The organism is Streptomyces sp. NPDC008137, from assembly GCF_042957035.1.
In the GTDB taxonomy this organism is placed as follows: Bacteria; Actinomycetota; Actinomycetes; order Streptomycetales; family Streptomycetaceae; genus Streptomyces.
In genome coordinates this window covers 1-19,839 of sequence record NZ_JBIBHN010000008.1, presented here as the reverse complement: position 1 = coordinate 19,839, position 19,839 = coordinate 1, and the positions used below count along the sequence as shown (strand labels likewise).

Genomic DNA, 19,839 nt, shown 5'->3' with positions numbered 1-19,839 from the left:
ACCCACCCATGCGCAAGCACCACGCCCTCCCCGCAGCCCTCCTGGCCGTCCTCGCCCTCACGGCGTGCGAGGACGGCACGGGCACACAGGACGAGGGCGCTGCCAAGCCCCAGGTGACGTCATCGTCTACGGCGACGACCGCCCCCGAACAGACGGCCGCCGACGCGAGGGGCACGACTGAGGGCAGGAAGGAGGGCACGAAGTCCGAAGCGGCCCCCGCCGCCGGTGTCTCCTGCAACGGCACCAACACCACCGTCACCGCCCAGCCGGTCCGCCGCCCGCTCAACCACATGCTGATCACGGTCAAGAACACCGGCTCGAAGATGTGCGACCTCACCTACTACCCGGTGCTGCGCTTCGACGAGATGCAGTGGGCCCCTCGGCCGGTCGAGGACTCGAAGCCGCAGGCGGTGACGACCCTGGCCCCCGGCGAGTCCGGCTACGCGGGCGTGACGCTGTCGGCGGCCGACGGAAGCGGCGACGGCGGCACCACCGCCCGCAAGCTCACGGTCGGCTTCCAGGGCCGCACGCCCAACAGCAGCGGCGGCCCCTCGGCGCTCCCGTCCCTCCCGGCCGAGGGCGTGTACTACGACAGCTCGCTGGCGGCCACGTACTGGCTGCGGGACATGGACGACGCGCTGTCCTACTGATCCCTACTGAGTCCTACTGACGGTTCAGCTTCTGGGCCGCCTCCGTGGCCCAGTAGGTGAGGATGTTCCGCGCACCGGCCCGCCGGATGCCGGTCAGGGACTCCATGATCGCCCGGTCCCGGTCGATCCAGCCCCGCTCGGCGGCAGCCTCGATCATCGAGTACTCGCCGGAGATCTGATACGCGGCGACGGGCACGTCCACGGCGTCCGCGACCCGGGCGATGATGTCCAGGTAGGGCCCGGCGGGCTTGACCATCACCATGTCGGCGCCTTCCTCGAGATCGAGGGCGAGCTCCCGCAGCGCGTCACCCACATTCGCGGGATCCTGCTGGTACGTCTTCCGGTCCCCCCGCAGGGACGAGCCGACAGCCTCCCGGAACGGCCCGTAGAACGCGGAGGCGTACTTCACGGTGTAGGCGAGGATCGCGACATCCTCCCGCCCGATCTGGTCGAGGGCGTCACGGATGACTCCGACCTGCCCGTCCATCATCCCGCTGGGCCCGACCACATGGGCCCCGGCATCGGCCTGTACCTGGGCCATCTCGGCGTACCGCTCCAGGGTCGCGTCGTTGTCGACCCGCCCCTCGGAGTCCAGCACCCCGCAGTGCCCGTGGTCGGTGGTCTCGTCGAGGCACAGATCGGACATGACCAGCAGGTCGTCCCCGACCTCGGCCCGCACGTCCCGGAGGGCGACCTGCAGAATCCCGTCCGGGTCGGTCCCCGGCGTCCCGAGGGCGTCCTTCTTCGACTCCTCCGGCACGCCGAACAGCATGATCCCGGAGACCCCCGCCGCGACCGCCTCGGCGGCGGCCTTCTTCAGACTGTCCCGCGTGTGCTGCACGACCCCGGGCATGGCCCCGATCGGCACCGGCTCACTGACGCCCTCGCGCACGAAGGCCGGAAGAATGAAATCGGCGGGGTGCAGCCTGGTCTCGGCCACCATCCGACGCATGACGGGGCTACTCCGCAAACGCCGCGGCCGAGTACCGGGAAAAGATCCGTACGTCGTCATACCCCAACGCTACGCCCGCCCGAAACCTCCCGATGCCGACGCGATGTCGGAGCGAAGCTGCTCAGGCACCCCGCTCCGCCGGGCTGCGAAACCCCCCGCACCCAGCCACCCACGCCGAGCACCTCCGAAGCCCACAGCCCCACAATGCGCCCCCACCCACCCAGGTCCATCCTGAAACCAAAGGACAGGACCCCGACGGCCCAGGCCCAGGCCTACGACCCCGCCGCCGCCGTCCCTCCGTACGCCCATCCACGGAGGACGCGATGACCGCCCCTCACCACACCCCCGACCTCTTCGCCCTGTCAGAAATCCACGGCCCGGTCCTACGCCCCGGCGACCCCGCCTACGCCGACGAGGTCACCGGCTTCAACCTGGCCGCCCTCCACACCCCCGACATCGTCATAGGAGCCACCGGCCCCGACGACATCGTCACCGCCATGCGCTGGGCGAAGGCCACCGGCACCCCCGTAGCAGTCCAGGCCACCGGCCACGGCGCCAACTTCCCCATCGACCAGGGCCTGTTGATCAACACCGCCCGTATGACCGACGTGCAGGTCGACCCCACCACCCGCACGGCCACCGTCGCCGCGGGCGCGAAGTGGAGCCACGTCATGGCCGCCGCCGCCCCGCACGGCCTGGCCGGCCTCAGCGGCACCTCCACGGACGCGGGCGTCATCGGCTACACCCTCGGCGGCGGGCTCCCGGTCCTCGGCCGCGCCTACGGCTACGCCGCCGACCTGGTCCGCTCCTTCCAGGTCGTCACCCCGGACGGACACCTGCGCGAGACGGACCCCCGGCACGAACCGGAACTGTTCTGGGCCCTGCGCGGAGGCAAGGGCAACGTAGGCGTCGTCACCTCACTCATGACGGACCTGCTCCCCCTCCCGCGCCTCTACGGCGGCGGCATCTACACCCCGGGCGAACACACCGAGACCCTGCTGCGGACATGGGCCGACTGGACCCGCACCGTCCCGGACGAGATGTGCAGCGCGTTCACGATCCTGCGACTGCCGCCCATCCCGCAGATCCCGGAGCCCCTGCGCGGCGGCTTCTGGGCCCGCGTGGCGCTCGCCTGGCCCGGCCTCCCGGCCGAGGGCGAGGCCCTGATCGCACCGCTCCGCGAAGCCGTCCCCGTGGCCGTCGACACGGTCGAGGTCATGGACCACGCGGCCCTGGACCGTATCCACATGGAACCGCAGGACCCGCTCCCCGCGAGGGAGTCCTGCCTGCTGCTGCGCGACCTGTCCCCCGACGCCATCCGCACGTTCCTGGACCAGGCCGGCCCCACGGCCGGTGCCGACTACCCCCTGCTGATGGTCGAGGTGCGCCACATGGGCGGCGCGATGTCCCGCCCGTCGGCCGTCGAAGACGCGGTCTGCTCCCGCGACGCCCGGTACTTCGTCGACTCGGTCGGCATCCTGGCCGCCCCACCCGCCGCCGAGGCCATCGAACAGGCGACGGCCCGGCTCTACACCGCGATGGCCCCCTACGGCACGGGCCACACCATGGTCAACATCCACGGCACCCCGGGCGACGAACAGGACATCGCCCGCGCCTGGACCCCGGAGGTCTACGACCGTTTGCGCCACGACAAGGCCACCTACGACCCGGCCAACCTGCTGCGCTACGGCCACGCGGTGACTCCCGCGTAGCCGCAGCCCACATCCTCGGTCCGCCGTCGCCCTACCGGCCCAGGTTCACGTCGTCGAACGCCGCCGCCGCGCCCCCGGCCGCCGCTCGCTCGGCCGGGTGACTGCGTCCCCGGCCTCGACAGCGGCAGCTCTGCGCTTCGCGCCGAAGTCGGCCAGCGCCTCGGCCAGCTTGTGCACGGACGGCTCGGGCGCCATCACGTCCACCCGCAGCCCGTGCTCCTCGGCGGTCTTCGCCGTGGCCGGGCCGATACACGCGATCACGGTCACGTTGTGCGGCTTGCCGGCGATACCGACCAGGTTCCGCACGGTCGACGACGACGTGAACAGCACGGCGTCGAACCCGCCGCCCTTGATCGCCTCGCGCGTCTCCGCCGGCGGCGGCGAGGCCCGCACGGTCCGGTAGGCCGTGACGTCGTCGACCTCCCAGCCCAGCTCGATCAGCCCGGCGACCAACGTCTCCGTGGCGATGTCGGCCCGCGGCAGGAACACCCGGTCGATCGGGTCGAAGACCGGGTCGTACGGCGGCCAGTCCTCCAGCAGCCCGGCGGCGCTCTGCTCCCCGCTCGGCACCAGGTCCGGCTTCACGCCGAAGGCGATCAGCGCCTTGGCCGTCTGCTCGCCCACCGCCGCGACCTTGATCCCGGCGAAGGCCCGGGCGTCGAGCCCGTACTCCTCGAACTTCTCCCGCACGGCCTTGACCGCGTTCACCGAGGTGAAGGCGATCCACTCGTAGCGGCCCGTCACGAGCCCCTTGACCGCACGCTCCATCTGCTGGGGCGTGCGCGGCGGCTCCACGGCGATGGTCGGCACCTCGTGCGGTACGGCCCCGTACGAGCGCAACTGGTCGGAGAGCGACGCCGCCTGCTCCTTGGTGCGCGGCACGAGCACCTTCCAGCCGAACATCGGCTTGGACTCGAACCACGCGAGTTGGTCGCGCTGGGCGGCGGCGGAACGATCACCGACCACGGCTATCACCGGCCGGCCGCCGTCGGGCGAGGGCAGCACCTTGGCCTGCTTCAGCGTCTGCGCGATCGTGCCGAGCGTGGCGGTCCAGGTGCGCTGCCGGGTGGTCGTACCGGCGACGGTGACCGTCATCGGCGTGTCCGGCTTGCGGCCCGCGGAGACCAGCTCGCCGGCCGCCGCGGCGACGGAGTCCAGCGTGGTGGACACGACCACCGTGCCGTCCGACGCCCCGACCTCCGTCCAGCACCGGTCCGACGCCGTCCGCGCGTCCACGAACCGCACGTCCGCGCCCTGCGCGTCACGCAGCGGCACACCGGCGTACGCGGGCACACCGACGGCGCTCGCGATGCCGGGGACGACCTCGAAGGGCACCCCGGCGGCGGCGCACGCCAGCATCTCCTCGGCGGCGTACGTGTCGAGGCCCGGGTCACCGGACACCGCACGCACGACCCGCCTGCCGCCCCGTGCGGCCTCCATGACAAGATGTGCGGCATCCCGCACCGCGGGGACAGCGGCGGCGGTTGACGTGCCGTCAACTACCGTCAGCTGGGGCGTTCCTGTGCCCGGAGCCGGCTCCTGGGAAGGATCCGTATCCGTGTGCACCTCGGAGACGCCCTGCCTGGCGTGCTGACGTACGACGTCGAGCACCTCGTGCTCGGCGACGAGGACGTCCGCGCTCGCCAGCGCCTCTACGGCGCGCAGAGTAAGCAGTCCCGGATCTCCGGGTCCGGCACCCAGGAAGGTGACGTGCCCGTGTTCAGGACCGGCGGAAAGGGTGGTGGGGCTCAATGTGCTCGCTCCCCCATCAGACCGGCCGCGCCCTGGGCGAGCATCTCGGCCGCGAGTTCGCGACCGAGCGCCATTGCCCCGTCGTGCGTCTCGGGCACGGGACCGGTGGTGGACAGCTGCACCATGCGCGTGCCGTCGGTCGTACCGACGACGGCGCGCAGGCGCATTTCCTTGACAGTCTGCCCGTCGGCCAGAAGGTCGGCCAACGCGCCCACAGGTGCGCTGCAGCCGGCCTCCAGGGCGGCGAGCAGTGACCGCTCGGCCGTCACGGCGACCCGTGTGAACGGGTCGTCGAGCTCGGCGAGCGCGGCGACGAGGTCCGCATTGCCTGCGGCGCACTCGATCGCCAGTGCCCCCTGGCCGGGGGCGGGCAAAACCGTGTCGACCGACAGGAAGTCGGTCACCTCGTCACCGCGGCCGATCCGGTTCAGTCCGGCGGCGGCCAGCACGACGGCGTCGAGCTCACCGCCCCGCACGTATCCGATCCGGGTGTCGACGTTGCCGCGGATCGGGACCGTCGCTATGTCCAGTCCGTGGCCGCGCGCGTACGAGTTGAGCTGGGCCATGCGGCGCGGCGAACCCGTACCGATGCGGGCCCCGCTCGGCAGGTCGGTGAACTTCAGCGCGTCCCGGGCGACGATCACGTCCCGCGGGTCCTCCCGCACGGGTACGGCCGCCACGACCAGGTCGTCGGGCTGCGCGGTCGGCAGGTCCTTCAGCGAGTGCACCGCGAAGTCGACCTCGCCCTTGAGCAGCGCGTCGCGCAGGGCGGTCACGAACACGCCGGTGCCGCCGATCTGGGCGAGCTGCTCGCGCGAGGTGTCGCCGTACGTGGTGATCTCGACGAGCTCCACGGGCCGCCCGGTCACCCGGGTCACGGCCTCGGCCACCTGCCCGGACTGGGCCATGGCGAGCCTGCTCCGGCGGGTACCGAGCCGTAGTGCCTTGTCGTTCATGCCGGCCCTCGGTTCTTCTCGGTGATGCTGTCCTCGGCGCGGGAGACGGCGGCCACCGTCTCGGGGTCGAGGTCGAACAGGGTCCGCAGCGCGTCCGCGTACCCGGCGCCGCCGGGCTCGGCCGCGAGCTGCTTGACCCGTACGGTCGGCGCGTGCAGCAGTTTGTCGACCACGCGCCGCACGGTCTGGGTGATCTCCGCGCGGTGCTTGTCGTCGAGGCCGGGCAGCCGTCCGTCCAGCCGGGCGATCTCGCCTGCCACCACATCGGCGGCCATGGTGCGCAGGGCGACCACGGTCGGCGTGATGTGCGCGGCCCGCAGTGCCGCCCCGAAGGCCGCGACCTCGTCGGAGACGATACGCCGGACCTGGTCCACATCGGCAGCCATCGGAGCGCCCGCGGAGGCTTCCGCCAGCGATTCGATGTCCACCAGCCGCACCCCGGCGAGCCGGTGCACGGCCGCGTCTATGTCGCGCGGCATCGCCAGGTCCAGCAGGAAGAGCACGGGCTGCGGCCGCTGCGGCTCCTCGACGGGCTCGGGCCTGCGCCGCTCGGGGATCCGCCCGACGGTGGCCGCGGTCGCGGCGAGCGCGCCGATCAGCTCGGCGTCGGCCTCGGGGCCGATGCGGGCGCCCTCCCGGCGGTCGACGGTGCCGCCCGCGACCCATGCGGCGTGCTGCTCCAGCGTGGCGGCGTCCATACCGGCCACGGCGGCCTCCCCCATGACGGAGAAGCCGGGCTGCACGGCGGCCAGGTCGAGGGGGCAGTTCTCGTCGTTGCCGACGGACGCGGGCTGCGGTTCGGCCTGCCGGGGCTCCGCGCGCCGGTCGTCCTCGATCTCGGCGGCGGGCTGTCCGGTGCGTCCCTCCACCGCGGCGGCGACGGCCTCGGCGGTCAGGACCAGGCCGGTCGCGCCGGTGCAGGAGACGGCGACGTCGGCACGTGTCAGCTCGGCCGGCACCGATTCCATCGGGACCGCGCGGGCCGCCACGTCCGTGTCGTCGCCCTCCATGAGGATCTGGGCGAGGCGCTCGGCCCGGTCGAAGGTCCGGTTGGCGACGACGACCTCGGAGACACCGGCACGCGCGAGCGTCGCCGCCGCCAGGGAGGACATCGATCCGGCCCCGATGACCAGGGCCGTCTTACCCCGGGCCCATTCCTGTATGTCACCGCCCCGCGCGAGCTGCTCCAGGCCGAAGGTGACCAGGGACTGGCCCGCGCGGTCGATGCCGGTCTCGGAGTGGGCCCGCTTGCCGACCCTGAGGGCCTGCTGGAACAGGTCGTTCAGCAGCCGGCCCGCGGAGTGCAGGTCCTGTGCCCGGGCCAGGGAGTCCTTGATCTGGCCGAGGATCTGTCCCTCGCCGACGACCATCGAGTCCAGCCCGCAGGCCACCGAGAACAGGTGGTGGACGGCCCGGTCCTCGTAGTGCACGTAGAGGTAGGGGGTGAGCTCCTCGAGGCCGACCCCGCTGTGCTGGGCGAGCAGCGTGGACAGCTCGGCGACACCGGCGTGGAACTTGTCCACGTCGGCGTAGAGCTCGATGCGGTTGCAGGTGGCGAGCAGCGCGGCCTCGCCGGCCGGTTCGGCGGCGACCGTGTCCTGGAGCAGCTTGACCTGCGCGTCCGCGTTCAGCGAGGCCCGTTCCAGGACGCTGACCGGGGCGCTGCGGTGGCTGAGTCCGACGACGAGGAGGCTCATGCGGGCATCACGGCGGGCATGTCCCCGTCAGGCCCCTGGTCGGCGGACTCGTTGCGGGCGGCGGCGGCCGGGACGCCACCGTCGGAGGCGGCGGCCCCCTCGCCGGCCTTGCGCTGCTCGTGGAAGGCGAGGATCTGCAGCTCGATGGAGAGGTCGACCTTGCGCACGTCGACCCCGTCCGGGACGGACAGCACGGTCGGCGCGAAGTTCAGGATGGAGGTGACACCGGCGGCCACGAGCCGCTCGCAGACGGCCTGGGCGGCGCCGGCGGGGGTGGCGATGACACCGATCGACACGCCGTTGTCCTGGATGATCTTCTCCAGGTCGTCGGAGTGCTGCACGGGGATCCCGGCGACGGGCTTCCCGGCCATGGCCGGGTCGGCGTCGATCAGCGCGGCGACCCGGAAACCGCGGGAGGCGAACCCGCCGTAGTTGGCGAGCGCGGCGCCGAGGTTACCGATACCGACGATCACGACCGGCCAGTCCTGGGTGAGGCCCAGCTCGCGGGAGATCTGGTAGACGAGATACTCGACGTCGTAGCCGACACCCCTGGTCCCGTAGGAGCCGAGGTAGGAGAAGTCCTTGCGCAGCTTCGCGGAGTTGACCCCCGCGGCGGCCGCGAGCTCCTCGGAGGAGACCGTGGGTACCGAGCGCTCCGACAGCGCGGTCAGAGCGCGGAGATACAGCGGAAGCCGGGCGACGGTGGCCTCGGGAATCCCTCGGCTGCGGGTCGCCGGTCGGTGAGTTCGGCCAGTTGCCACGGTGCTCCTGCGGGTAGAGCGGGGCTGTAGGCGGCCATACGTCCCTACATGACCGCCCCGTCGAAAGCAGGCTATGTCTTTGTGAACGCGTGCACAAAGATGGTGTCCGTTTTGCCCGCCCAACGTGACCGGGCTCACGCGCCCCCGGCGCACTCCCGGGGAACCGGCGCACAAGCACCGCCGTTCCTTCGCTTCTCGGGGCAAAACCGCACACTCTCCTCTGTGAATCCCGCCCCCGAGACCAGTCACCCTCGATCCTAAGCGACCCTTACGGCCACTTTGGACTGCTCGGTCAGTCGCCCGACGGCCGGCCTCAGCCGGTCAGGGCCTTGCGCAGGCGGCCCTCGTTCACGCGCCAGAACGTGTGCTGCCTGCCGTCCACCAGCACAACCGGGATCTGCTCCCAGTACCGGTCGTGCAGCTCCCGGTCCTCGGTGATGTCCTTCTGCTCCCAGGGGACCCCGAGATCACCGCACACCTTCTCCACAACGACCTGTGCGTCATCACACAGATGACACCCGGGCTTCCGGATCAGGGTGACGAGCCGCTCCCGAGGGGGCGTACGACGAAAGAGGGGACTCATGCCGGCCATTCTCGCGCGCCCGGGACCCACTCGCCCCACTCCTCCGGAGCATCTTTAACGACACGCTCGCCGAGAGTTCACAGGCTCCGAACCTCTCGACTCCGGAACCCCCGAACAAACTGGCTATGCTCACGCCATGGCCGCTCTCGGATGGCTCACTCCCCGTAGGCGCTCCGCCACGGCGCGGAGCGTTTTGGCAGGCGAGGCCTCGGCGGAGGCAGCCCGCAAATCCACGCAGGAAGCTTCCGCCTCGACCGAGGAACCGCAGTTCCCGGTCCACGGCGACGACCGGGCCGCCGCCTTCTTCGACCTGGACAACACCGTCATGCAGGGCGCCGCGCTCTTCCACTTCGGGCGGGGCCTGTACAAGCGGAAGTTCTTCGAGACCCGCGACCTCGCGAGGTTCGCCTGGCAGCAGGCGTGGTTCCGGCTGGCCGGCGTCGAGGATCCCGAGCACATGCAGGAGGCCCGCGACTCCGCCCTGTCGATCGTCCAGGGCCACCGTGTCGCCGAACTCCAGTCGATCGGCGAGGAGATCTACGACGAGTACATGGCCGAGCGCATCTGGCCCGGCACCCGCGCCCTCGCCGAGGCCCACCTGGACGCGGGCCAGAAGGTCTGGCTGGTGACGGCGGCCCCCGTCGAGATCGCCCAGGTCATCGCCCGCCGCCTGGGCCTGACCGGCGCCCTGGGCACGGTCGCCGAGTCCGTCGACGGCGTCTACACGGGCAAGCTCGTCGGCGAACCGCTGCACGGCCCCGCGAAGGCCGAGGCGGTCCGCGCGCTGGCCGCGGCGGAGGGCCTGGACCTGACCCGCTGCGCCGCCTACAGCGACTCGCACAACGACATCCCGATGCTGTCCCTGGTCGGCCACCCCTACGCCATCAACCCGGACTCCAAGCTGCGCAGGCACGCCCGCGAGCTGGACTGGCGCCTGCGCGACTACCGCACGGGCCGCAAGGCGGCCAAGGTCGGCATCCCCGCGGCGGCCGGCGTGGGAGCCGTGGCCGGCGGCACCGCGGCCGCGATCGCCCTGCACCGCCGTCGCCGCTGACGACCCGATCAATCCGGGACACCGGCGTCTACGGGATGACAACCCCCGTAAATCCAACTGGCGTACCCCCAAAACCCCGTATCCAGTCCTCTTGGCTGCACACGGCCACAACACGCCCTGGACTCAGCAGCAATCCGAACCTTCCCGATCAACAACCGTTCACAATTCGGCACTTGATCCGGCGTCAATCGGTTACGGAAGCGACGTAATCGATGATTTGAGCAACTCGGTGTAGCAGAGCCTGCACGAAGCGTTATTCTCCTCAGACGCAAACCGGTACCCCTCCGTCGCTACGACGGGTGAAAGGTCCCGCACTGCACGTGATGGAAGCTCTGCCTCTGGGAGTCCCGTGTACCCACACGTCGGGGTTGACGCCTCGGGCCTGGCTACGCTGCGCGCAACGGTCCTCGACCTGCTGCGTGGCCTCGTCCCCACCGCGTACACCGTCCCCGCATTCGCCACCGCCGCACCCGCAGGCCCTTGCTACGCACTGGCCGACGGCAGCGCCGCGGTCGGCAGACGAGGGCGCCCGTCCGGCGGGGCCACCGCCCGACGGCCCGCGGCGGACAGCGACAGCGCCCGCATGATGGACCTCGTGGAGCGCGCCCAGGCCGGCGAGGCCGACGCCTTCGGCCGCCTCTACGACCAGTACAGCGACACCGTCTACCGGTACATCTACTACCGGGTCGGAGGAAAGGCGACCGCCGAGGACCTCACCAGCGAGACCTTTCTGCGGGCGCTCAGAAGGATCGGCACGTTCACCTGGCAGGGCCGCGACTTCGGCGCCTGGCTGGTCACCATCGCCCGCAACCTCGTCGCGGACCACTTCAAGTCCAGCCGCTTCCGCCTCGAGGTCACCACCGGCGAGATGCTCGACGCCAACGAGGTCGAGCGCTCCCCCGAGGACTCCGTCCTGGAGTCCCTCTCCAACGCCGCCCTGCTCGACGCCGTACGGCGGCTCAACCCCCAGCAGCAGGAGTGCGTGACGCTCCGCTTCCTCCAGGGCCTCTCCGTCGCCGAGACCGCCCGCGTGATGGGCAAGAACGAGGGCGCCATCAAGACCCTCCAGTACCGGGCCGTCCGCACCCTCGCCCGGCTCCTCCCGGAAGACGCCCGCTGACCGGACCCGCACTCTCGGCGACTCCCAACTCACGTTCCGTGACAGTCCGTTGGCTTCGGCATCCGATCGGCCGACGTCCGTAACCCAAGTGCCGCACTGCTCGTTGTGAGGGATGCAGGCTCCCTGTGGTCACCCCCTGGCCGACCCCGATCACTCGATCGTGTGGTTGTGGTCATGGTGTGCAACCCTCAGGACCCCCTGGGGAGTCGACCGTCATGACGAGAGGAGGTGCCGCCTGTGATCGCGAACGTATCGGCACACCGGCGGGCGAACGCCTTCGCCCAAGCCCTGGAGGAGCAGTCCGAGCAGGGCACGGCGGCCGAGCAGTCCGAAGGTTCGGCACCGGCCCCGGCACCCGCGGAACAGACCGAACCGGTACGCCTGACGGCGATCGCCGCCGGTCTGGACGCGCTGCCGAAGCCGGAGCTCGACCCTGAGGTCAAGGTCGTCCAGCGGGCCCAGCTGGTGGCCGCCTTCGAGGCCATGCTCCAGGAGGGCACCGCGGGAGGCGAGGCGACAGACCGAGCGGTCCCCGGACAGCGCTCCCGAGGCGCCCACCGCGCCGACTCACTGAAGAAGCTCCGGCCGCGTTCCCGGCTCGCCAAGGGCCTCACCGCGGGCGGGCTCAGCGTCGGAGTGGCCGCGAGCGCCTTCGGCGGGGTCTCCGCCGCCAGCTCCGACGCCCTGCCCGGCGATTCGCTCTACGGCCTCAAGCGCGGCATCGAGGACGTGAAACTCGGCCTCGCCGACGGCTCCGACGAACGGGGCCGGGCCTACCTCGACCAGGCCTCCACCCGGCTCGGCGAAGCCCGCCGCCTGATGGAGCGGGGCCGCAGCGGCCCCCTGGATCACGAGGCCCTCGGCGAGATCCGCCGCGCCCTGTCCGGCATGCGGCACGACGCGTCGGAAGGCCATCGGCTGCTGAGCGAGGCCTACGCACACGACCCGGACTCCCTGGGCCCCATCCAGGCCCTGTCGGCGTTCTCCCGCTCCCACCGCGAGGCCTGGGGCGAACTGCGCGAGAGGCTCCCCGTCCAGCTCGGGGACGTCAGTGAGCAGGTGTCGTCGGTGTTCGACGCCATAGAGGAGGACGTCGCCCCGCTGCGCTCCCTGCTCCCCGAGCCCCCGGCGAAGAACGGCGGCGAAGGCAAGCACCGGGGCGCCTCCGAGTCGGCCTCCACCGGCTCCTCCGCCACCGACCGGTCCGCCCAGCCAGGCAAGAGCGGCGGCGGGCGCACCGACAAGGGCGGCACCGGCGGAAGCAGCGGCAGCCCCAGCCGCTCGGCCGGCTCCGGCGGCGACAGCGACGGCCTGCTCGGCGGCAGCACCGGCGGCCTGCTCGACCCACCCAAGGACAGCGAGGCGAGCACCTCCCCGTCCGCCGAGGGCAGCCCGGCCGTCCCCAAGCCGGACGTGACGCTCCCACCGCTCCTGCCCGGCCTGCTGCCCGGCCTGGGCATCGACGGCGAGGACGCCGCGCGCTAGACGACGCTGGGCGCCCCTGTGCGGGGCGCCCAGCGTCGTAGCCGAACCATCAGAAGAACACCGACCGCCGCTGCACCAGCAACTTGTACAGCGTGTGCTGAATCTGCTCCCTGACCTGGTCGGTCAGGTTGAACATCAGCATCGGGTCCTCGGCCGCCTCCGGCGGATAGCCGTCCGTGGGGATCGGCTCGCCGAACTGGATCGTCCACTTGGTCGGCAGCGGAATCGCGCCGAGCGGCCCGAGCCAGGGGAACGTGGGCGTGACCGGGAAGTACGGAAAGCCCAGCAGGCGGGCGATGGTCTTGGCGTTGCCGATCATCGGGTAGATCTCCTCGGCCCCGACGATCGAGCAGGGCACGATCGGCGTCCCGGCACGCAGGGCCGTCGAGACGAACCCCCCGCGACCGAAGCGCTGCAGCTTGTAGCGGTCCGCGAAGGGCTTGCCGAGGCCCTTGAAGCCCTCCGGCATCACCCCGACCAGTTCGCCCTGCTCCAGCAGCCGTGCCGCGTCCTCGGCACAGGCCAGCGTGTGGCCGAGCTTGCGGGCCAGTTCGTTGACCACCGGCAGCATGAACACCAGGTCGGCGGCGAGCAGGCGCAGATGCCGTCCCGCCGGATGGTTGTCGTGCACGGCGACCTGCATCATCAGGCCGTCCATCGGCAGCGTCCCGGAATGGTTCGCGACGATCAACGCCCCGCCCTCGGACGGGATGTTCTCGATGCCCTTCACCTCGACCCGGAAGTACGTGTCGTACAGCGGGCGCAGCAGGGACATCAGGACCTGGTCGGTGAGTTCCTCGTCGTAGCCGAAGTCGTCGACCTCGTAGTCCCCGGTGAGGCGCCGGCGCAGGAACGCGAGCCCGCCCGCGATCCGCCGTTCCAGACCGCCGTCGCCGTCCCGGGACCGCTCCGGCGGCTGCTCCTCAGAAGTCACAGGAACATCATCCTGCGGAACAGCCCTGGTGGGCAGGGGCTGCACCTCACCGACCGGCGCCGACTCCGTGCCCGAGCGACGGTTGCCCGCGCTCCGGCGCCGCTGCGGGCGCTGCACGGCGCTTCCGCGGGACCGGTCGTCGTCGAACGGAATGACCTTGGCATCCGCCATCGTTGATGCGCTCCTCAGTTGGCGCTCTGCGTCGGGGGGTGGCCGTCGCCCGCGAGGGGCAGTGCGGCGATCCGGTCGACGGCCCCCGCGAGGGCCTCCGGCGGAAGAAGTCCGGGCCCCTGGCTGCGGGCGAAGTCCGCGAACGTCTCCGCGGTCGTGTATTTGGGCTGGAATCCCAGCGTTTCGCGCATCTGGCCCGTGGCGACGACCCGGCCGTGGGTGAGCAGCCGGATCTGCTCGGGCGAGAAGTCCGACATCCCCAGCGTACGCACCAGCGAGCCCGCCCAGGTGACGGCCGGGAGCGGCAGGGGCATGGTCGGGCGCCCGAGGCGCCGGGAGCACTGGGAGAGCAGCAGCACGCCGTCGCCGGCGATGTTGAAGGTGCCGCTGTTGAGCGTGCCCCGCCGGGGCTCGTGGGACGCGATCCGCAGCACCTCGATCACATCGTCCTCGTGCACGAACTGCAGCCGGGGGTCGTAGCCGAACACGGTCGGCAGGACCGGCAGCGCGAAGTACGAGGCGAGCGGGGTGTCCGCGGTCGGGCCCAGGATGTTGGCGAACCTCGGCACGCACACCGCCACATCGGGCCGCCGGCGCGCGAAGCCGCGCACGTAGCCCTCGACCTCCACCGTGTCCTTGGCGAAGCCGCCGCTGGGCAGGGACTTGGGCGGGGTCGTCTCGGTGAAGACGGCCGGGTCGCGGGGCGCGGAACCGTAGACGTTGGTGCTGGACTTCACGACCAGCCGCTGCACGGCCGGTGACTTCTGGCAGGCACCGAGCAGCTGCATGGTGCCGATGACGTTGGTCTCCTTCAGGGAGGCCCGGTTGCCGCTGCCCAGCGGCGTGCCCGTCACATCCAGGTGGACGATCGTGTCGGCGGCCGTCTCGGCGAGCACCCGCGCGATCGTGGGCTGCCGGATGTCGGCCTGGACGAAGTCCGCGCCGCCCAGATGGTGCTCGGGCGGCACCGCGTCCACGGCGATCACCCGGTCCACCTCGGGGTCACGCTGGATCCGCCTCACGAACCGGCCCCCCAGCTGGCGGGCCACTCCGGTCACGAGCACGACCTTGCCCAAGATCAGCGCCTTCCTTCCACAGCCTCTTGTCCCCGCCGCGTTCCCCCGTGGGGCCAACCTAGCGGTTCGGTGTTGCGCTGTGATGACCGCCCGATGCGCGATGTGACGGGAACACCGACGGGACGCGGGGACGTACCTGGCGATACACGTGTGGCCCCCCACCGTTGAGTGGGGGGCCACAACGACGCTCTCGCGGCGTCCGCGTCGCAGACTTACTTCTTGTTGCGACGCTGAACGCGCGTGCGCTTGAGCAGCTTGCGGTGCTTCTTCTTGGCCATCCGCTTGCGCCGCTTCTTGATAACAGAGCCCACGACTACCCTCGCTCACTTCTCATCACTCGGTGCTGGGCGCCATGGGCCCATACGACCTACGAGGGGCTAGCCTACCCGCCCGAGCGCTGAGGTCGTAATCGAGGGGGCCAGGGTGATCCCGAGTGCCCTGAGAGGGATCGCCCCGCCCCAGCCGTCAGGCGGTTTCCACCCCCACGTAGCTCTCGCGAAGGTACTCGTGAACCGCTTGCTCCGGGACGCGGAAAGACCGCCCCACACGGATCGCGGGCAGATGACCGCTGTGCACCAGCCGGTACACGGTCATCTTCGACACTCGCATCACCGAGGCGACTTCCGCCACGGTAAGGAACTGAACCTCGTTCAGAGGCCTCTCGCCAGCTGCAGCCATGACACACCTGAACCTTCCGCACTCGACGGCCACCGGCTTCCCCTTCCGGTGACTCTTCGTCGCTGCGTGCTCACTCCCCAATGTAGGTGCCAGTGATGCGAGTGGGGAAGAGGTGCACCCATCAACGGCCTACTGTGACAGACACGCCCGATTGAGTACGTAGCGGGTAAGCGGCAGGTAGTAATCAGATCGCACGCCGTCATCAAGTGGAACGACGACGGACACATGCCCCTCCGCCTGCCCGACGAACGGGGCGGGGTCGTCCGTATCGGCCGGCCCGATCGCCTCGAACCCCAGCTGACCTGCCCCGCAGACCCACCCGTGATCCCCGATCACCAGCTCGGGCAGAGGCCCGCCGGCCTCCGCCGCCGCGGCCAGCGCGGTACGAACCGGGAGCGGCGAGTGGGTATGTGCGCCGGGCTCACAACCGGGGCGTTCCGCCGCGGGCGCCCGCACCAGCGCGACTCCTCGTACGTAGTCGAGGTTGTACGTGCGTAGGCCGAACCGGGTCGTTATGTCGACACAGCGACCCTGCGCGGGGGTGAGAACCGCACACCCCGCCGCCGACAGCGCGTCTGCCAGAGCGGCGTAGAAGCCGAGCAGCCGGTGCGGGTGCCCGGTACCGAGAAGCACCGGAGCACCCCGCCTGGCGGCATCGGCGAGACGGTCCGCGAAGGCGTCCAGCGCCGCCACGGTCCGCAGCGGATCGATCACGTCCTGGCCGGAAGTACACCTGGAATCGGCCGAAACCCCGCACCTGTCCGCCATCAGCTCGAGCAATTCCCGCTGCTTCCAAGGCCCTTCGGGATCGATGCCGAGCAGTACCCGGGGGTCCCGGGCGGCGAAGAGCCGGTAGCTGCGCAGGCTCTCCTCACGCGATGTGGCCACGGTACCGGCGAGGCGTGCACCCACCAGGTGCGTACGCAGGACTTCGGGGGTCAGCACGAGAAGATCGTCCGCGACCAGCTCCTCACCTGTCCCGGGAACCGCGGAACACCGCTCGGTCGGCCTACCCCCACCACGAAAGGCGCCTCACCCCGGCAGCAGCCCCCGCAGCGGGAACACCGCCCGCCTGGCCGCCAGCACGGCCTGGTCCAGCCGGTCCGCCGGGTCGTACCCCGCCTCCCAGCCGGTCCACTCCACGGGCCAGCGCCCGTCCGTCATCCGCGCCGGGGCCAACTGCCGTGTCCGCGCGAACACTTCCTGACGCCACCCCTCGGGGATCATCGCCTCGGGCTCGACCTCCCGGTGCGCCGCGATTGCGACCAGATGCGTCCACGACCTCGGCACGACGTCCACCACCGCGTAGCCGCCCCCGCCCAGGGCCACCCACCGGCCGTCGGCGTACTCGTGCGCCAGGTCGTGACAGGTCACCTGCACGGCCCGCTGCGCGTCCAGCGACACGGCCAGATGCGCGAGCGGATCCTCGAAGTGCGTGTCGGCCCCGTGCTGTGTCACCAGCACCTGCGGCCGGAAGTCGGCGATCAGCTCCGGCACCACGGAATGGAACGCCCGCAGCCACCCGGCGTCCCCGGTCCCGGCCGGCAGCGCCACGTTCACCGCCGAACCCTCCGCGGAGTCCGCCCCGGTCTCCTCCGGCCACCCGGTCTGCGGGAACAGCGTCCGGGGATGCTCGTGCAGCGAGATCGTCAGCACCCGCGGGTCGTCCCAGAACGCCGCCTGGACCCCGTCGCCGTGATGCACGTCGACGTCGATGTAGGCGACCCGCTCCGCCCCGAGCTCCAGCAGCCGGGCGATCGCCAGGGACGCGTCGTTGTAGATGCAGAACCCGGACGCACCGCCCGGCATCGCGTGATGCAGCCCGCCCGCGAAGTTCACCGCGTGCGACGTCTCCCCGCGCCACACGGCCTCCGCCGCCCCCACCGACTGCCCGGCGATCAGCGACGACACCTCGTGCATCCCCGCGAAGGCCGGATCGTCCATCGTCCCAAGGCCGTACGACTGGTCCGCCGCCCCGGGCGCCGCCGACGCGGCCTTCACCGCCTCGATGTAGTCCTCCCGGTGGACGAGCCGCAGCGTCGACTCCCCGGCCGCCTTGGCGGCGACCACCTCAACCTCACGGTCCAGCCCGAAGGCGTCGACCAGTCTCCGGGTCAGCGCGAGCCGGACCGGGTCCATCGGATGCCCGGGACCGAAGTCATAGCCCGTTACTGCCTCGTCCCACATCAGCTGTGCGCGGCCGCTCATGACCGCCACCGTATCGGTCCGGTTGAGCGGCGAACGACCGGGCGTACACCAGCGTCACCAGCACCAACACCATCGGCACCAGCATGGCCCCGCGGTAGCTCCACAGATCCCCGAGCGCGCCCACCAACGGCGAACCGATCAAGAACCCCACATAGTTGAAGACATTCAGCCGCGCGACGGCAGCATCCGAAGCCCCGGGGAACAACCTGCCGGCCGCCGCGAACGTCTGCGGCACCAGCACACACAGCCCCAGCCCCAGCAGCGTGAACCCCAGCATCCCGACCCACGCCCCGGGCGCCCCCGCCACCACCGCGAACCCACCCGCCGCGACCAGCGCCCCGGCCCGCACGACCGCGACCGCCCCGAACCGCCGCACCCCGAAGTCCCCCAGGGCCCGCCCCACCAGCGTGGTGACCATGTACACGTTGTACGGCACCGTCGCCATCTGCTCCGAGCTGCCGAGCACGTCCTGCAGATACTTCGCACTCCAGTTGGAGACCGTCGAGTCCCCGATGTACGCGACGGTCATCACCAGACAGAGCGGCAACAGCAACTTGAAGGCGAGGGCATGCCCCTCCTCCGCCTTCTCTCCCACCCCGGACTCCGCCGCCGGCCCCGCATCGCCGCCATCGACATACCACCGGCTCCCCACCAGCACAGCCGGCAACAGCACCACCACGACCGGCAGATATGACACCCACAACGCCAGATCCCAGTGCGCCCCCACCCATGCCAGGGAGGCCCCGACGATCCCGCCCAGGCTGTAGGCCGCGTGAAAACTGAGCATGATGCTGCGCCCGTACGACCGCTGCAGACTCACCCCGAGCATGTTCATCGATGCGTCCAGCATCCCGACGGCGAGCCCGAACGCGGCGAGCGCGACCCCCAGCTCCACCATCCGCTCCCCGGCCCCGACCCCGAGCAGCGCCAGCAGCACCACGGGCTGGGACCACCGCAGCAGCCGGCTCGGCGGCACCCGCTTCACCAGCCGCTCGGTGCTGACGCTCCCGACGCCGGCGAGGATCGGCACGGCAGCCAGGAAGGCGGGCAGCAGCGCGTCAGAAACCCCGTACCGGTCCTGGATGGCCGGGATCCGCGTCACGAGCAGAGCGAAGGCGACCCCCTGCACCAAGAAGCTGAACGCCAACGAACCTCTGCCGCGCCGCAGCACATCAGTCATGGCGGCGAGCGTAGGGCCCCGGCTTACCCGTGGGTAGATCCAGCCAAAGATGAATTTGCCTCATCTTCCACGGGCTCACACCAGCAGATCGGCCAGTTCCCCCATGTCTGAGAAGAGCCGGGTGGCGTCGGCGAGCTTCTCCGCCGGAGTCATGGCGGTGAACCCGTACACGTCCATCCCGGCCGCGACCGCCGCCCGCACCCCCAACGGGCTGTCCTCGACGACAACACACCGCTCCGGCGCGACCCCCATCCGCTCGGCGGCATACAGGAACAGATCGGGAGCCGGCTTGCCCCTTCCGACGTCCTGCGAACTGAAGATCCGCCGCTCGTCGAACCACTGGCTGAGCCCGGTCGTCCGATGCCCCACCCGAATCCGCTCATGGCTCCCGGACGAGGCCACGCAGTACGGCACCCCGTCCGCGGCGAGCTTCTCCAGAACGCCGGATACCCCGGCCACGGCGACCAGTTCCTGCTCGAAGGCCGCGAACACCCGCGCGTGAAAGACATCGTCGAAGCTCTCCGGCAACCGCTGTCCCGTCCGCTCGAGAACCAGCTCATGAATGCGGTGCATCGCCGACCCCATGTAGTCCCGAATGGACTCCTCGTACGAGGTCGGGTGCCCGAGCTCGGTGAGATACGCGGCCAGCAGCCGGTTGGAGATGGGCTCACTGTCGACGAGGACGCCGTCGTTGTCGAAGATGACGAGATCGTAGTTCACAGGCACGACCCTAAACGCAGAAAACCCCGCATCCGAAGATGCGGGGTTTCCTTTGAATGATTGTTCGGCGGCGTCCTACTCTCCCACAGGGTCCCCCCTGCAGTACCATCGGCGCTGAAAGGCTTAGCTTCCGGGTTCGGAATGTAACCG

Annotated in this window: 19 protein-coding genes and 1 rRNA gene; 5 read left to right on the top strand and 15 right to left on the bottom strand. The window is 70.9% G+C overall.

Going from position 1 to position 19,839, the window contains the following annotated elements:
* Positions 1-8 precede the first annotated feature (8 nt).
* On the top strand, positions 9-650 hold the full coding sequence (locus tag ACFZBT_RS15130; protein WP_391103022.1) for a DUF4232 domain-containing protein: 642 nt from the start codon (positions 9-11) through the stop codon (positions 648-650).
* Between the two features lie 13 nt (positions 651-663).
* On the opposite strand, the gene hemB is transcribed toward ACFZBT_RS15130, so the two are convergent.
* On the bottom strand, positions 664-1,662 hold the full coding sequence (gene hemB, locus ACFZBT_RS15125; protein ID WP_391103020.1) for a porphobilinogen synthase: 999 nt from the start codon (positions 1,660-1,662) through the stop codon (positions 664-666).
* A gap of 263 nt (positions 1,663-1,925) precedes the next feature.
* Here hemB and ACFZBT_RS15120 point away from each other — a divergent pair, with 263 nt between their 5' ends.
* Positions 1,926-3,314: an FAD-binding protein gene (locus ACFZBT_RS15120; RefSeq protein WP_391103017.1), complete on the top strand. Its 1,389-nt coding sequence runs from the start codon at positions 1,926-1,928 to the stop codon at positions 3,312-3,314.
* 45 nt (positions 3,315-3,359) lie between these two features.
* Here ACFZBT_RS15120 and ACFZBT_RS15115 read toward each other — a convergent pair whose 3' ends face one another.
* From ACFZBT_RS15115 to ACFZBT_RS15095, 5 genes are all read right to left on the bottom strand, one after another.
* Entirely contained in the window at positions 3,360-5,066 is a 1,707-nt protein-coding gene (locus tag ACFZBT_RS15115) for a uroporphyrinogen-III synthase (protein WP_391103015.1), read from the bottom strand.
* Complete coding sequence (gene hemC, locus ACFZBT_RS15110) at positions 5,063-6,022, bottom strand: hydroxymethylbilane synthase (protein ID WP_391103012.1); 960 nt, start codon at positions 6,020-6,022, stop codon at positions 5,063-5,065. Before hemC ends, ACFZBT_RS15115 begins: the two co-directional genes overlap by 4 nt.
* A complete protein-coding gene (locus ACFZBT_RS15105; RefSeq protein ID WP_391103009.1) occupies positions 6,019-7,719 on the bottom strand; it encodes a glutamyl-tRNA reductase in 1,701 nt (566 codons plus the stop codon). Before ACFZBT_RS15105 ends, hemC begins: the two co-directional genes overlap by 4 nt.
* Entirely contained in the window at positions 7,716-8,480 is a 765-nt protein-coding gene (locus ACFZBT_RS15100; protein ID WP_391103007.1) for a redox-sensing transcriptional repressor Rex, read from the bottom strand. Before ACFZBT_RS15100 ends, ACFZBT_RS15105 begins: the two co-directional genes overlap by 4 nt.
* 313 nt (positions 8,481-8,793) lie before the next feature.
* On the bottom strand, positions 8,794-9,072 hold the full coding sequence (locus tag ACFZBT_RS15095; RefSeq protein ID WP_391103004.1) for a glutaredoxin family protein: 279 nt from the start codon (positions 9,070-9,072) through the stop codon (positions 8,794-8,796).
* A 127-nt stretch (positions 9,073-9,199) separates the two neighbouring features.
* Here ACFZBT_RS15095 and ACFZBT_RS15090 point away from each other — a divergent pair, with 127 nt between their 5' ends.
* The 3 genes from ACFZBT_RS15090 to ACFZBT_RS15080 all read left to right on the top strand — a co-directional run bounded on the left by ACFZBT_RS15090 (position 9,200) and on the right by ACFZBT_RS15080 (position 12,722).
* Complete coding sequence (locus tag ACFZBT_RS15090; RefSeq protein WP_391103001.1) at positions 9,200-10,117, top strand: HAD-IB family hydrolase; 918 nt, start codon at positions 9,200-9,202, stop codon at positions 10,115-10,117.
* 349 nt (positions 10,118-10,466) lie between these two features.
* The gene (locus ACFZBT_RS15085) at positions 10,467-11,237 is read left to right on the top strand and encodes an ECF subfamily RNA polymerase sigma factor, BldN family (RefSeq protein ID WP_391102998.1); all 771 of its coding nucleotides are present in this window, start codon (positions 10,467-10,469) and stop codon (positions 11,235-11,237) included.
* Positions 11,238-11,474: 237 nt separating this feature from the next.
* On the top strand, positions 11,475-12,722 hold the full coding sequence (locus ACFZBT_RS15080) for a DUF5667 domain-containing protein (RefSeq protein ID WP_391102996.1): 1,248 nt from the start codon (positions 11,475-11,477) through the stop codon (positions 12,720-12,722).
* Between the two features lie 49 nt (positions 12,723-12,771).
* Here the strand turns inward: ACFZBT_RS15080 and ACFZBT_RS15075 are convergent, their stop codons facing one another.
* The 9 genes from ACFZBT_RS15075 to rrf form a co-directional block, all read right to left on the bottom strand.
* Positions 12,772-13,827 carry a 1-acyl-sn-glycerol-3-phosphate acyltransferase gene (locus ACFZBT_RS15075; protein ID WP_391102994.1) on the bottom strand — a complete coding sequence of 352 codons (1,056 nt, stop codon included), beginning with the start codon at positions 13,825-13,827 and terminating at the stop codon, positions 12,772-12,774.
* Positions 13,828-13,841: 14 nt separating this feature from the next.
* Positions 13,842-14,903 (bottom strand): NAD-dependent epimerase/dehydratase family protein, encoded by a 1,062-nt coding sequence (locus ACFZBT_RS15070; protein ID WP_391102992.1) that lies wholly within the window; start codon positions 14,901-14,903, stop codon positions 13,842-13,844.
* Positions 14,904-15,115: 212 nt separating this feature from the next.
* A complete protein-coding gene (locus ACFZBT_RS15065) occupies positions 15,116-15,214 on the bottom strand; it encodes a 30S ribosomal protein bS22 (RefSeq protein WP_003948845.1) in 99 nt (32 codons plus the stop codon).
* A gap of 154 nt (positions 15,215-15,368) precedes the next feature.
* Positions 15,369-15,581: a helix-turn-helix domain-containing protein gene (locus ACFZBT_RS15060; RefSeq protein ID WP_004984898.1), complete on the bottom strand. Its 213-nt coding sequence runs from the start codon at positions 15,579-15,581 to the stop codon at positions 15,369-15,371.
* 129 nt (positions 15,582-15,710) lie between these two features.
* Positions 15,711-16,526: a phosphatase gene (locus ACFZBT_RS15055; RefSeq protein ID WP_391102990.1), complete on the bottom strand. Its 816-nt coding sequence runs from the start codon at positions 16,524-16,526 to the stop codon at positions 15,711-15,713.
* An 87-nt stretch (positions 16,527-16,613) separates the two neighbouring features.
* On the bottom strand, positions 16,614-17,789 hold the full coding sequence (locus ACFZBT_RS15050; RefSeq protein WP_391102987.1) for an acetoin utilization protein AcuC: 1,176 nt from the start codon (positions 17,787-17,789) through the stop codon (positions 16,614-16,616).
* Positions 17,740-18,969: an MFS transporter gene (locus tag ACFZBT_RS15045; RefSeq protein ID WP_391102985.1), complete on the bottom strand. Its 1,230-nt coding sequence runs from the start codon at positions 18,967-18,969 to the stop codon at positions 17,740-17,742. Before ACFZBT_RS15045 ends, ACFZBT_RS15050 begins: the two co-directional genes overlap by 50 nt.
* A gap of 75 nt (positions 18,970-19,044) precedes the next feature.
* Positions 19,045-19,689 carry an HAD-IA family hydrolase gene (locus tag ACFZBT_RS15040; RefSeq protein ID WP_391102982.1) on the bottom strand — a complete coding sequence of 215 codons (645 nt, stop codon included), beginning with the start codon at positions 19,687-19,689 and terminating at the stop codon, positions 19,045-19,047.
* Between the two features lie 62 nt (positions 19,690-19,751).
* Positions 19,752-19,839: ribosomal RNA gene (gene rrf, locus ACFZBT_RS15035) — 5S ribosomal RNA — on the bottom strand; the annotation flags it as partial.